A 13999-nucleotide genomic window follows, 5' to 3' on the forward strand; every position below is an offset into this window, starting at 1 on the left:
CGGCCGATCGACCGCGGACTGCACCGCGGTGCGCTGGGCACCCGCGGAGACGGCGACGACGAGGCGCCTCAGACCCGCCCGGTACACGCCGCGCTGACGGCCCGACCCAGGTCCGTCACACGGTCGCGGTGCAGGAGAGGACGCAGCACTGCCATGCAGGACACTGTACTTCTGCTGGCGGTCCGCGCTCCACGTTGCGCCCCGTGCAGTGGCGTGGAGAGGCGGACCCGGGCGCCGGCGGCGGAAGGGACCCGGGCCGCCGCCGAGGGTATTCCCCGCCATCGCCGGGGTGGATATCCTGCACGCCAGAGTGATCCCACCTTCGGGTGGCCGCTCTTCGCGAGGGGCCCCGCCTGGGAGCCGCGCGGAGCGAGGAGGAATCACCCGCGATGACCGTTGTGCCCTCCGGTGGACGCCCATGGGCGGTGCCGATCGCGAGCGAACCCTCGCCTCTCGACGACCTGCGCACCCGCCTGTCCGCGCAGGTCGACGAGGTGGCCTCCATGCAGTCGCGGATGCAGGGCCTGCTCGACGCGGTGGTCGACGTCGCCCGCGAACTGAGCCTGCCGGTCACGCTGCGCCGCATCGCGCAGGCCGCCAGCCAGCTCGTCGACGCCGAATACGGCGCCCTCGGGGTCATCGGCGAGGCCGGTGAGATCACCGAGCTCATCCACGTCGGTTTCGCCGACGGCGTGCCCGGGACGATCGGCCGGCTGCCGTTGGGCCGCGGTCTGATCGGGGAGAGTCTGCGCCATCCCCGCCCGCTGCGCGTCGCCGACGTGGCGGGCCATCCGGCCGCCGTCGGCTTCCCGCCGGGGCATCCGCGCTTCGACACCTTCCTCAACGTCCCGATCATGGTGCGCGGGGAGGCGTTCGGCACCCTGTTCCTCGGGGCCAAGCGGGGCGGCGGCGAGTTCAGCCGGGAGGACGAGAGCCTGGCCTGCGCCCTGGCCGCCGCGGTCGGCTTCGCGATCGAGAACGCCCGCCTGTACGAGGCGACGCGTCGCCGCCAGGCCTGGCTGTCCGCCAGCGCGGAGATCACCACGGCGCTGCTGTCGGTGGCCGAACCCGAGGAGGCCCTCGAGCTGGTCGCCCGCCGTGCCCGGCAGGCGACCGCCGCGCGCCTCGCGGCGATCCTCGTTCCCGACGCCGCCGGTCTGGTCGTCGGGGTGGTGGACGGGCCGGGGCAGGAGCACCTGCGTGGCCGGGTCTTCACCGGCAACGAGCGGATGACCGAGGCGATGCGCACCGGGCGGGCCGTGCTCGTCGGCGCCGGCGCGCCCGGCGGCCCGCTGCTCGGCGCGCAGACCCCCGACGCGGCGGCCACCGTGGGGATGGTCGTGCCGCTCATGGCGGGCGGACGGGCGCTGGGCATCCTCGTCCTCGGCACGAACGGCCCGTTCGAGACCTTCAGCGGCCTCGACCTGGAGATGGCCGCCGCCTTCGCCGGTCAGGCGGCCCTGTCGCTCGAACTCGCCCGCATCCACCGCGACCGGGAGCGTCTCGCGGTGTTCGAGGAGCGCGACCGGATCGCCCGCGACCTGCACGACGTCGTGATCCAGCGGCTGTTCGCGACGGGCCTGCAGATGCAGAGCCTCGCCCGCGTCCTGGACGGTCCGGCGGCGGGGCGGCTGCACGCCGCCGCCGACGAGCTCGACCACACCATCGCGGACATCCGCCAGACCATCTTCTCGCTGACGGTCGCCGACCTCGACGGCGCCGACCTGGGCGCCGAGATCCGATCGATCGCCGCCCAGACCGAGCGCGCGCTCGGCATCAGCCCCACGATCCGGGTGGACGGGCCGATCGACCGCCGGGTGCCCGCGGCGATCCGCCCGCACATGCTCGCCGCGCTGCGGGAGGCGCTGTCCAACATCGCCCGCCACGCCCGGGCCACCCGCATCGACGTGCTGCTGCGGGTGACCAGCGTGGACGTCCTCGTCGAGGTCCGCGACGACGGCTGCGGTCCCGGCGGGGCCTCCCGCAGCAGCGGCCTGGCGAACCTGCGCCGCCGGGCGCAGGACCTGGGCGGCCGGATGGGGTTCGGCCCCGGCGAGAACGGTATCGGCACGACCGTGACCTGGCTGGTCCCGCTCATCACCCCGCCGGGAGTGCTGCCCGCGTACTCGCCGGCGGACGACGCGGTCGCCCGCTGACGCCCGCCGGCCGGCGGGCGTCAGGTGTTCAGGCGGGTGGCGAAGACGGCGGCCTGGGTTCGGCTCTCCAGGCCGAGCTTGGCCAGCATGCTGGACACGTAGTTCTTCACCGTCTTCTCGGCGAGGAACATCCGGCTGGCGATCTGACGGTTCGTGAGCCCCTCCGCGATCAGTCGCAGAATGCGCCGTTCCTGATCGGTCAGACCGGCGAGCCGCTCGTCCTCGGCCGGCCCCTCCCGCAGCCGCACCAGCACCCGCGGCGTGACCGCGGGGTCGAGCAGGGACTTGCCCGCGGCCACCTGGCGGACCGCGTCCACCAGGGCCGTGCCCCGGATCTGTTTGAGGACGTAGCCGGCGGCGCCGGCCATGATCGCGGTGAAGAGCGCCTCCTCGTCGTCGAAGGAGGTGAGGATGAGGCAGGCGATGCCGGGGTCCGCCGAGCGCACCTGGCGGCAGACCTCGATGCCGCTGCCGTCCTCCAGGCGCGCGTCGAGCACCGCGACCTTCGGTCGCAGCGCGATGATCTGGCCGAGCGCCTCGTCGGCCCGGCCGGCCTCGCCGACCACCTCCACGTCGGGCTCCTCGGTGAGGAGATCCCGCAACCCGCGTCGTACTACCTCGTGGTCGTCAAGAAGGAACACCCTGATGATTCCGGTGGTCGACGGTGGGGACGCGGCGTCACCGACACCGGACCCGACCGCCACTTCGTCTGACACCGTTGACTCCGCCCGACCTCGCTGTCGTAGAAGACCGTCGCTGTATGTCACGTGCGGCAAGCAGAATATAACGCTCGTGGTCCAACGCCCGGGCTGGCTTGGCGGAACGAACGGGGCGGCGAGCCGCGCCGCGGGCGCCTCGGCGGGGCCGGGAACACCGTCTGCAGAGCCATCCCGAACGGGGTGGCCCGTTGAGGTCGCCACCGACGTGGAACAGCTAGGTAATCATTTAACTGCTATGTGTAGTTTCCGTGTGTGATCATGACCTGATTGTCGCGGCGGAAATCCGCGCCACGCCTCCGGCGATTTTCTGGGGCGGGGCGGCGGGCCCCGCGCGCGCGGTGATCCGTGCCGATGTCCGCGCCGCACCGATCGTTCGCTCCTTGGCGTGCGTCAATCATGTCCGACCTCCCACTAGTTTGCGCCGATATGTCGCCGCTGTGTCGGAACACACCCCGATGCGGAGCGCATCCGGTCTGTCCGTCAGAATGCGGGTCTCGCCCACGCCGACGGCCTGTTGGCCGGGCCGTCCCCGGGGCCGGGGGACGCCGGCGCTGCCGAACGGGCGTGCGGACGATGCCGACTTCGCGAGGAAAGGACGTGCGCGCGTGCGATGGGGTAGGAGCGACGACCCGGTGCCCATGACGGCCGGGGCGAAGATCGCCACGCTGTTGGCCGCCCAGACCGAGAGCTCGCCACTCGAGCCGCCCGCCGGCCGGATCGCCAGCCGGTCGTGGACCGTGACCGAGACGGTGAACCCCACCGTCTCGGCAACCACCTATCGGGTGTCGGCGACGGTCGCGACGTTCCCGGACGCGGATCCGGCCGTCGGTCCGGACGACGCGCACAGCGCGCAGGATGCGCCGACGGCCGTCGCCACGCCGGATCTGACGCTGTCCTACCAGCTGCTCGTTCGCTTCCGTGACGCGCTGAGCGCCGATGGCTACACCGTCACCGAGGTCTTCGAGGGATGGCGCACGGTCGCGCTCGACGTGACGCCGACCGCCGCGGCCGTCGCCCCCACCTCCCGTGGCCGCAAGGCCGCCGCCGAGCCGGTCGCGTCCCACCCGGTCGCCGCCGCGCCGGCCGAGCCCGCGCCGGCCGAGCCGGTCGCCGCGTCGTCGATCGAGCCGGCAGCGGTCGAGCCGGAGGCTGGCCCGGCGCCAAGCGGAGCCGCGGCCGGCGAGACCGTCCCCGGCGCCGCCGGAACCGAGGTCCCGGTCGGCACCGACGAACTCGTCGCACCCGATGGATCCACCCCGGCGACCTCGACGGAGACCCGTACCACCGAGGTGCTGCCCTCGGCGCCCACCGCCGAGACGCCCGTCGCCGAGACGCCCGTCGCCGAGACGCCCACCGCCGAGACGGCCGTTGCCGAGACGGCCGTCGCCGAGACGGCCGCCGATGCCGGTGCCGCCGAGCCCGCCGCCTCGGAGCCGGCTCAGGTAGCCGAATCCGCCGGCGCGGCGGAGCCTGACGACCGGGCTGCGGCGGCCGACATCGCGAAGGTCGTCGACGAGGCTGTGGCGACCGATGTCGCTGTGGCGACCGATGGCGCTGTGGCCGTCGACGGGGGCGAGGCTGCCGACGCGGCCGAGTCTGCGGAGAAGGCCGAGTCTGCGGAGAAGGCCGAGGCGGCTGATTCCACCGAGAAGGCAGCGCAGAGCGGCGGGGACGACCCGACCGTGGTCGCCGCGGCGGGTCGCAAGGGCCGCAAGCGGCGCGGTGACGCCGAGGCGCCCCGTTGCGGAGCCCGGCGCGGTCTGCTCCGTCGCCGGCCCGCCGAGGTCGCCACCGCCGCCGCCACTGCTGCGCCCGCCGCCACTGCTGCGCCCACTTCCGCTGCTGCGCCCGCCACTTCGGGATCGCCGGCGCCCACCGCGGAGATCGCCAGCCCCGCCGACGCCGGGACCGAGGAGGGGACCGCAGGCCAGACTGGCGACGACACCGCCTCCTGAGCAACCTCCAGCGAACCGCCGCCCGGTCCCGACGGTCCGCGGCGAACCGGCCGCCCGGCGAAAGGTCGCCGGGCGGCGGTCGCCGGGTGCACCGTCTCCTGGCGCCGTGAACCGGAACGGTCAGCCGGCGGGGTCGACCGTGGTGATCGCGGGTGCGGTGGTGCTCTCGGGTGCGGAGGCGGGGCGCGGGACGCTGGCCGGGGCGGGGCCATGGGCGTCGACGTCGGGCAGGTACAGGCGCCTGAGCAGGGCCGTCAGGCCGGCGAGCAGGCCCGCGCCCGCCGGCACGAGGTAGCCGAACCGGGCGCCGCCGGCGTCGATCAGCCGGCCGGCCAGCGGGGAGCCCACGGCGAGGCCGCCGACCACCGCCATCGTGAGCCAGGCGAAGCCCTCGGTGCGGGCGTGCGGCGGGACGATCCGCTCCATCATCGCGTTCGCGTTGATCATTGTGGGGGCCACCGTGGCGCCGGCGAGGACGGCCAGCGGGATCATCGTGGCCACGCCGACCCCGGCCAGGGGGAGTGCGAGGCCGGCCGTCAGCAGCGCGATCGAGCGCAGCAGCCGGGCCCGCAGCGGGCGGTCGTGCCTGCGGGCGCCGGTGATCAGACCCGAGATTCCCGACCCGGCCGCGAACATTCCCAGCAGCAGCCCGCCGATGGCCGCCAGCCCCTCCTCGCGGGCGAAGGCGACCATGGCCACATCTATCCCGCCGAAGCCAATCCCGATCGCGAACACGATCGCGACCAGGGTGCGGGCGTCCGGCCGCCGCATGATCCGCTCCGGTGGCGCGGCCGACGCCGGCCGGGGCCCCGGGTCGGTGCCGTGCTGCAGCGCAAGCCCCAGGGCGCCGACGCCGAGCAGGACCGCCGAGGCCAGCAGGCCGGCGGCGGGATCGACGAGGGTGACCAGCGCCGTCACCAGGGTGGGCCCCAGGATGAACACCAGCTCGTCAGTCGCCGCCTCCAGCGCGAGCGCGGCGGGCAGTAGCGCGCCACCACCCAGCAACGCGCTCCACCGGGCCCGTACGCAGGTCCCGACGGGCGGCAGGCAGCCGCCGGCAACCACCGCGGCAAGAAACCACAGCGGTCGGGGGGCGCCGGCCCATACGGTCACCAGCAGTGCCGCCGCCCCGAGCAGGTGCCCGGCGAGCCCGGCGAGCAGCACTCTGGCCTGACCGAATCGATCCAGGGCGCGGCCTACCCGTGGCACGCACACTGCCTCGCTGAGCGCACCGGCGGCGGCGACCGCCCCGCCCACGGCATAGGAGCCGGACCGGTCCTGGACGAACAGCACCGTGCCGAGCGCATGCATCGCGATCGGCAGCCGTCCCACGAACGCCGGCCCGATGAACCGGGCCGCGCCGGGGGTTGCAAGGGTCCGCCGGTAGACGCTTCCGCCCGCGCCGGGTGCGGGGGCCTCGGCACCGCGGGCGGGGGCAGGGGGCGTCGGGAGCAGGTCGGTCATCGCCGGTCAAGCGTGCCGCACCGCAGCGCCGGATTCCAGCGAAATTTTCCCTGGTCAGGGGCGTTCCATGAGCGCTCGGTTGAAGCCCGTCCACCCGGAGTTCCTCACCGCGGTCGGTCCTCAGCCTGCAGCGAGCGGTAGGTGTTTCGAGTGGTAGATCAACATCGCCTGTGGCGTCGGGGAATGCCCTGAACGTCGCGGTGGTGGCGAGGCTCGGATCTGGGTGGGGATCGTCGCGGGCCCGGGGTGCTCCAGACGCGGGCCCCGGTTCCGCGGAACCGGGCGAGCGTCGGGTCCGGGGCGGGTTGGGGAACATCATGATTGCTGGGGCTGGGGCTGGGGCTGGGGCTGGGTGTGGGCTGGAGTCGGTGTGGGGCTGGTTCCGTGGAACCTCGCGGGTGTCGGAGGTGGCTTCGGGTTCGCGGAGCGTCACCCCTGCCAGCGCCGGCGTGCGGTGGGGTTGTGGTCGGATGGTGTGTGGGTGGGGTCGAAAAAGTGTCGGTGGTGGGTGGGAGCATGCCGGTGTCCGATGCTTCCCGACACCCCTGGCCCGGTGATCATGATGGTTGGTTCTGTGGTAGCTCCGACGGCTGTGTCCGGGCCGGTTCCGGACCCGGTCTCCGGGAAGGACCCGGTCTCCGGGAAGGACCCGGTTGCCGGGGAGGGCGCGGGTGGGGAGGTGTCGCTGTTCGAAGGGGATGTGGAGGCGGGTTCGGTGGCGGAGTTGGAGGTGTCGATCTGCCGGTGGGCGGGGCGGCTTGCGGCGGCGACGTGCGGCTGGTTGATGTTGCTGGCGGTGTTTGATCGGCGGGGCGGTTGGTCGGGGGTGGGGGTGCGGTCGTGTGCGCACTGGTTGTCGTGGCGGTGCGGGATCGGGTCGCGGACGGCCCGGCAGTACCTGGCGGTCGCGCATGCGTTGGAGCGGCTTCCCGCGATCCGGGCGGCGTTCGCGGCGGGGACGTTGTCGTATGCGAAGGTGCGTGCGGTCAGCCGGGTCGCGCAGGCCTCGACGGAGCAGGTGTGGTTGACCCATGCCCGGTACTGCACGGCGGGGCAGTTGGAGCGGGTGGTGCGTGCCTACCGGCAGGTGACCGAGGATCGGACGGCCCGGCGGGCGGCGCGCGGGGCGTCCTGGCGGTACGACGATGCGGGGATGTTGCACCTGAACGCGGTCCTGCCCGCCGAGGACGCCGTCCGGCTGCTCGCGGCGTTCGACGCCGCGCACGCCAGCCTGCACCGCACCACACCCCCCACCCCGGCGGCCCAGCCCGGCGAGGTGAGCGGGTCAGACAGGTCCGGCGGGTCGGAGGAGTCTGGCGGGTCGGGCGAGGGGGAGGGACCGCCGGCCGACGGGGAGTCCGTGGCGGCACCGCGGGACCGCCGGCAGGACGCTGATGCGTTGATGGCCCTGGCCGACGGGTTCCTCGACCAGCCCGCGCCCGGCCTGATGACCCCGATCCACACCCTGACCCTCACCGTCGACACCGCCGCCCTGCCGGCTGCCACCAGCCCCGTCCCGGCCCCCGGCGCTCACGAGCCGAGGCCGGCACCGCAGGGAGCAGCGCAGACCGGCAGGGAGACGGCCGGGAAGGCGCAGGGTGAGAGGGCGGCGGGGGAGGAAGCGGGCACCGCAGGGGAGGCGGTGGACGCCGCGGCGACGGGCCGGGTGGGACCACACCTGGTCGGGCTCACCGGCTGGGCGCAGACCGCCTCGGGGATCGAGATGCCCCGCCCGGTCGTGGACCGCCTCGGTTGCGACGGACTACTACGCGTCCTGCTCACCGACCTACACGGCAACCCTCTGAACCTCGGCCGGCGCCGCCGGCTACCGTCCCGCCGGCTCCGAGACGCCGTCTACACCCGCGACCAGGGCGTCTGCCAGTACCCGGGCTGCGACCACACCCACTGGCTGCAGATCCACCACCTCGACCACTGGACCCACGGCGGCGACACCGACGTCGACAAGCTCCTACTACTCTGCTCCGCCCACCATCACATGATCCACGACGACGGCATCACCCTCACCCGAAGCGCCGACGGCACCGTCCACGCCCACACCCCCGACGGCCGCACCCTCACCCCCACCCCACCACTCGACCCCGGCCCCCACCCCACCACCACCCTCGCCCACACCACCCGACACATCGACCCCACCGCCATCCACACCCTCGACAGCGGCCCGCTGAACCTCCACGACTCCATCCACGCCATCCTCCACGGCGACCGACCGTCAAACCCACACGACCAGGCCGCCTGACACCGGCACGGCAACACCAGCGGCCCCGCGGAACCAGGCCATCCCCCTACAGGGAAGGTCAGTAGCTCCGGCGATGCCGGGCGGCGGCGGAGGTTCCGGTCCCGCGGATCCAGCGGTGCTGCGGTATTCGAGGCGGCGTGCCCGGTCCGGCCGCGCGTAGCTGGCGGATGAACGGCGCGACGAGCAGCGCCCCGACGATGAAGCCGACGACGTGCGCGCCGTAGGCGACCGCGCCCCCGTCGGCGACGCCAAATCCGGTGAAGTACACGTACTGCAGCGCGAACCAGAAACCGAGGACGATCCAGGCCGGCAGCCAGAACGGGAGGAAGAACAGCACGGACACCAGGCCGATGACACGAGCTCTCGGGAACAGGAGTAGGTAGGCGCCGAGCACGCCGGCGACGGCGCCCGAGGCGCCGATCAGGGTGCTCGACGACCCGCTTTCGAACAGCGCGAACCCGTAGGTCGCCGCGTACCCGCAGACCAGGTAGAACAGCAGGTAGAACAGCCTACCCATGCGATCTTCAAGGTTGTTGCCGAAGACCCCGAGAAACAGCATGTTGCCGATGAGGTGAAGCCAGCTTCCATGCAGGAACATCGCGGTCAGTACCGAGAGCACCGGAATCTTGTCGAAGCTCGGCGGTGTCTGCACGATGCAGCCGGGACTGCCGGCCGCGTCGACGCCGATGTGGCCGGAGTAGGCGGCCGAGAGCTGCGCGTTGTGCACCAGTTCCCGGGGTATCGCGCCCCACTCCTGGAAGAACCGTTGCTGCTCGCAGACGTTCTGTGGGGTCGAGGTCCCGATCCCGGCGACCGAGCTCACCACGGGCTCGAAGAAGATGAAGATCACTACGTTGGCGGCGATCAGCAGCCAGGTGATGATCGGCCGCCGGCTCAGCGGGTTGATGTCGTGAATCGGGATGACCACGCCGCCCATCCTGCCCGGTGCCCCGGCCGGCGTCGCCGTCGGGCACGCCTGGTGGTCATCGTGGCTGGCGGGCGGCCGGTGGGCCCGGCGGCCGGAGCCCGGTCCGACGTGACCTGCGTCGCGCACGCATCGTCGGGGAAGGCCGCCCGCGTCGCCGATGGACCAGAGTGGGAGGGGTGAAGCACTCCTGCGCCGTCGCCGCCGTGCCAACCTCGACGTCCCCGGGCCTTCCGTCGCCAGCCCGCGGCGGGGCGAGCGGCACGGACGGGGCGGGCGGGGCCGATCTCGTGGCCCGGGACCGGCGGGCCGTCTGGCACCCCTACGCCGCGGCGTCGCACGACGGACCGCTGTTCGCCGTGGCGTCCGCCGCCGGGGTGCGCCTCACGCTGACCGACGGCCGCGAGCTGATCGACGGGATGTCGTCGTGGTGGGCGGCCATCCACGGCTACCGGCACCCCGTGCTCGACGAGGCCGTGCGCACCCAGCTCGGGTCGATGTCGCACGTGATGTTCGGCGGCCTGACCCACGAGCCGGCGGTGCGCCTCGCCGAGACGCTGGTGGCGATCACCCCGGAGCCGCTGCGCCGGGTGTTCCTCTGCGACTCGGGATCCGTCGCGGTCGAGGTGGCCATCAAGATGGCGTTGCAGTACTGGACCGGTCGGGGCCGGCCCGAGCGGACCCGGCTGCTGACCATCCGGCGCGGGTACCACGGCGACACCTCCGGGGCGATGTCCGTCTGCGACCCGGACGCCGGGATGCACCACCTGTTCAGCCAGCTCCTGCCGCGCCACCTGTTCGCCCCGGCGCCGAGGTGCGCCTACGACGAGCCGTGCGAGGACGCAGACGTCGCCGAGTTCGAGCGGCTGTTCGCCCGGCACGCCCACGAGGTCGCCGCGGTCATCCTCGAACCGGTGGTGCAGGGCACCGGCGCCATGAGCTTCTACGCCCCCGGCTGGCTCGCCCGGGTCCGCGAGCTGTGCGACCACCACGGGGTGCTGCTCATCGCGGACGAGATCGCCGTCGGCTTCGGCCGGTCGGGGGAACTGTTCGGCTGCGACCACGCCGGGATCAGCCCGGACATCATGTGCGTCGGCAAGGCGCTGACGGGCGGCTACCTGTCGATGGCCGCGACGCTGTGCACCGACGAGGTGGCCGCCGGCGTGTCCGACTCGCCTGCCGGGGCGTTCATGCACGGCCCGACGTTCATGGCCAACCCGCTGGCGAGCGCCGTGGCGAACGCCAGCGTCGAGCTGCTGCTGTCCTCGCCGTGGCGGGACCGGGTCGCGGAGATCTCCGCGGGGCTCGCCGCGGGCCTCGCCCCGGCGGCGGAGCTGGCGGGGGTGGCCGACGTGCGGGTGCTCGGCGCCATCGGCGTGATCGAGACGCGGGACCCGGTCGACATGGCGGTGATCCAGCCGCTGCTGGTGGAGCTCGGCGTCTGGGTGCGGCCCTTCGGCCGGCTGGTCTACACGATGCCGCCGTTCATCACGTCGCCGGCGGACGTCGCCACCCTGACCGATGCGATGGTCGAGGCGGTCGCCCGCACCACCTGAGGAACTGGTCCTCGACTGGTCCGCGGCTCGGCCGACACTGGTCCCAGACGCGGAGCCATGCCGTTTCCCGGGCGTGTCGTGTGTGGTCTCTCCGCGGGCGTCATGGAGTGGACGGCGACCGGTGGGCCCCGCTGCGGGCCCTTTCGTCAACCCATTCGTCGTCGCAGGTCAGATGCCATTTCCGGAACGAGTTCGGGGCCCGCCGGGGCGGAGGATTGCGGCCGGTCGCCGACGCGGAGCAGTTAGCCGCGCCATTGCGGCGGTTGCGAATGACGCGAACGTCTTCGTACTCTTCGTTCTCAACGATTCACTGTGAGTAGCAACGACGAGGTTGGATTCACCGGGCGGTTCCGGCCCACCACGGCCGCGGACGAGAACGAGGAAGGCCATCCGCCAATGCCGTTACGCCTACGACTGTCACGCCGCCCGGGTCGCGTCCTGCTGGGCGGCGCCCGCCGGGCGTGGCGACGGCTGCGGCTGCGCCCCCCGCGCCCGCCCGCCGCCTGCCCACCGCCCGCCGGTCGGCCCGTCGCCTGTCCGCCGGCGCTGCGCATGGCCGGCCTCGGCCTTCCCGGCGGCTCCGGAGTCGGTGGCTCCCGGGGCGGTGGCTCCCGGGGCGGTGGCTCCCGGGATGAGGGGGGCTCCCGGGGTGAGGCCCCTGGCAACGGCGGCCCGCGGATCGGCCGGGGACGGCGGTCGCGGGCCGGTGGGGACCGACCACCCCGACCACCCCGGCCGTGCCGGGTGCTGCCGCGGCTGGTCGGACGGGGCTGGATGCTGTGGCGTGCGCCGCGGACGGTCGTGCGCCGGGTCGTGGGGGTCACGCTGTGCTGGGCCGCCCTGGTCGGCGTCGCGATCACCGGGCTGCGGCCACGCTGGGTCGACGTGCTCGCGTTCGCCGCGTTCGTCGCCCTCGGGGGGTTCGCGGTGGTCGTGTCCGGGCGGCTGGGAGCCGACCTCACCGTCTCCCCGGCCGCCCGGCACGACCTGCTCGCCACCTGGACCGTGGCCGTCGCCGTCCTGCTGCCGCCGTTCTACCCGACGGTGATCGGCCTGCCGCTGTGCTGGCTGGCCGGCCGTGCCGACCCGATTCGCCCGCCGCACCTGCGGGTGTTCCATGCCGCGGCGCTGGGCATCGCCGGCTTCTGCGCGTCCAGCGTGCACCTGCTGCTCAGCCCGACCACGGGGCCGTTCACCGTCGAAGGCCTGGTCGGCTCGGGTTCCGCGGCGCTGGCGTTTCTGGCCGCGGTGGCCGTGTACCCGCTGGTCGCCAGCCTGCCCGGGGTCGGGATGGCCCGAGCGGGCCGGGGCGACGGCCTCGACGCGTGGCTCGGGGGAGCGCCGGCCGGCGCCGGCGTCCACGGCCCGGCCGGGCTGCCCGGCGCCGGCGTCCACCGCCCGGCCGGGCCCCCCGCGCGGGCGCCGCGGCGCGCCCGACGCGAGCTGGTGCCGGCGCGGGCCGCCGAGATCTGCTCGTCGATCGTGGTGGCGGTGCTGTGGGCGGCGAGCCCGTTCCTCATGCTGGCCGTGACCCCGCCGGTACTGCTGCTGCAACGCAGCCTGCTGCACGCCGACCTGCTGCTCGCCGCCCGCTCGGACGCGAAGACGCGCCTGGCCAATGCCGCCTACTGGCGCCAGGTCGCCGAGCGCGAGATCGGCCGGGCGGCCCGCGCCGGGCGACCGCTGTCGGTGCTGCTCGTCGACATCGACCATTTCAAGCGGGTCAACGACCGTTTCGGCCACCTCATCGGGGACGTCATCCTGCTCGCCGTCGCGGACACGCTGCGGGCCACGGCCCGGCCGCGGGACCTCGTCGGCCGCTTCGGCGGCGAGGAGTTCGTCATCCTGCTCACCGAGGCCGGACGGGAGCACGCCCTCGACATCGCCGAGCGGATCCGCAGCCAGGTCGCCGGCACCCGCTGCCGGTTCGACGGGTGCCCTCCGCTGTCGGTCACGGTGTCCGTGGGCGTCGCGACCCAGGACGGCTCGTCCGGCGACCTGTCCGCGCTCATCGCCCGCGCCGACACCGCCCTGTACCGGGCGAAGGCCGATGGCCGCAACCGGGTCCGCCTCGCCGACCCGCTGTGCGCCCCGGCGTAGCCGTGCGGAGCACGCCGTCAGTCGGCGCGGGCGGCTCGGATCGTGTTGCGCAGCAGCAGCATGGTGGTCACCGGGCCGACTCCGCCCGGCACCGGCGTGAGGGCACCGGCGACGGAGGCGATGGCCGCGGCGTCGACGTCGCCGACCTGGCCGGCGGCGGTGACCGCGGTGCCGACGTCGATGACCGTCGCCCCCGGCCGGACGAACCCGGCACCGACGAGGCCCGGCACCCCCGTGGCGGACACGATGATGTCGGCCTCGTGCGCGATCGTCACCAGGTCCTTCGTGTGGGAATGGCAGACGGTGACGGTCGCGTCCTCCGCGAGCAGGAGCAGCGAGACCGGCTTGCCGACGACCGGCCCGCGGCCGATGACGCACACCCGGGCGCCGGCCATCGGGATGCGGGCGCGGGTGAGGATCTCCACCACCGCGGCGGCGGTCGCCGGGGCGAAGCCCGGCAGTCCCAGGGCGAGCCGACCCAGGCTCTCCGGGTTCATCCCGTCGACGTCCTTGGCGACGGGGATGTGCTCGCCGACCTCCCGGGAGCTCAGCTGCGCGGGCAGCGGCGTCTGGACGATGATCCCGTCGACCAGCGGGTCGGCGGCCAGCGCGTCGACCATGTCGAGCAGCGCCGCCGGCCCGGCGGTGGCCTCGTGCGGCTCGCAGCGGACCCCGACCTTGCCGGCGGTCCGTTCGATGATGTGGGTGTAGGAGCGGGCGGCCGGATCCGCGTTCGGCAGGACCACGGCCAGCGTCGGCGTCTTGCCGGCCAGCATCAGCCGCTCCGCCTCGTCGATCACGTACCGGCCGATCTCGGCGGCCATGGACCGCCCGTCGAGCAACCTCATCCGGTGCTCCGATCTCGTC

The 13999-nt window shown here is 73.8% G+C and carries 9 protein-coding genes; 5 read left to right on the forward strand and 4 right to left on the reverse strand.

Annotated features, from left to right (window positions below; translation table 11 throughout):
- Positions 1 to 389 precede the first annotated feature (389 nt).
- Complete coding sequence (locus FRAAL_RS09995; protein WP_231861598.1) at positions 390 to 2156, forward strand: sensor histidine kinase; 1767 nt, start codon at positions 390 to 392, stop codon at positions 2154 to 2156.
- A 20-nt stretch (positions 2157 to 2176) separates the two neighbouring features.
- On the opposite strand, the gene FRAAL_RS10000 is transcribed toward FRAAL_RS09995, so the two are convergent.
- Entirely contained in the window at positions 2177 to 2872 is a 696-nt protein-coding gene (locus tag FRAAL_RS10000; protein ID WP_041939098.1) for a response regulator, read from the reverse strand.
- 608 nt (positions 2873 to 3480) lie between these two features.
- Here FRAAL_RS10000 and FRAAL_RS10005 point away from each other — a divergent pair.
- Positions 3481 to 4830: a hypothetical protein gene (locus FRAAL_RS10005; RefSeq protein ID WP_157892030.1), complete on the forward strand. Its 1350-nt coding sequence runs from the start codon at positions 3481 to 3483 to the stop codon at positions 4828 to 4830.
- Positions 4831 to 4950: 120 nt separating this feature from the next.
- Here FRAAL_RS10005 and FRAAL_RS10010 read toward each other — a convergent pair whose 3' ends face one another.
- Complete coding sequence (locus FRAAL_RS10010; RefSeq protein WP_011603457.1) at positions 4951 to 6294, reverse strand: MFS transporter; 1344 nt, start codon at positions 6292 to 6294, stop codon at positions 4951 to 4953.
- Between the two features lie 562 nt (positions 6295 to 6856).
- Between FRAAL_RS10010 and FRAAL_RS10015 the strand changes: the two genes are divergently transcribed.
- Positions 6857 to 8551, forward strand: a complete 1695-nt coding sequence (locus FRAAL_RS10015; protein WP_443985214.1) for an HNH endonuclease signature motif containing protein — start codon at positions 6857 to 6859, stop codon at positions 8549 to 8551.
- Positions 8552 to 8609: 58 nt separating this feature from the next.
- On the opposite strand, the gene FRAAL_RS10020 is transcribed toward FRAAL_RS10015, so the two are convergent.
- Positions 8610 to 9479: a rhomboid family intramembrane serine protease gene (locus FRAAL_RS10020; RefSeq protein WP_011603459.1), complete on the reverse strand. Its 870-nt coding sequence runs from the start codon at positions 9477 to 9479 to the stop codon at positions 8610 to 8612.
- Positions 9480 to 9766: 287 nt separating this feature from the next.
- On the opposite strand from FRAAL_RS10020, the gene bioA reads away from it, so the two are divergent.
- Both bioA and FRAAL_RS10035 read left to right on the forward strand, forming a co-directional pair.
- Entirely contained in the window at positions 9767 to 11032 is a 1266-nt protein-coding gene (gene bioA / locus FRAAL_RS10025) for an adenosylmethionine--8-amino-7-oxononanoate transaminase (protein ID WP_041940352.1), read from the forward strand.
- A 774-nt stretch (positions 11033 to 11806) separates the two neighbouring features.
- Positions 11807 to 13132 (forward strand): GGDEF domain-containing protein, encoded by a 1326-nt coding sequence (locus FRAAL_RS10035; protein WP_041940353.1) that lies wholly within the window; start codon positions 11807 to 11809, stop codon positions 13130 to 13132.
- 17 nt (positions 13133 to 13149) lie between these two features.
- On the opposite strand, the gene FRAAL_RS10040 is transcribed toward FRAAL_RS10035, so the two are convergent.
- Complete coding sequence (locus FRAAL_RS10040) at positions 13150 to 13980, reverse strand: bifunctional 5,10-methylenetetrahydrofolate dehydrogenase/5,10-methenyltetrahydrofolate cyclohydrolase (protein WP_011603462.1); 831 nt, start codon at positions 13978 to 13980, stop codon at positions 13150 to 13152.
- Positions 13981 to 13999 lie beyond the last annotated feature (19 nt).

Origin of the sequence: Frankia alni ACN14a, assembly GCF_000058485.1 — a bacterium.
GTDB lineage: Bacteria > Actinomycetota > Actinomycetes > Frankiales > Frankiaceae > Frankia > Frankia alni.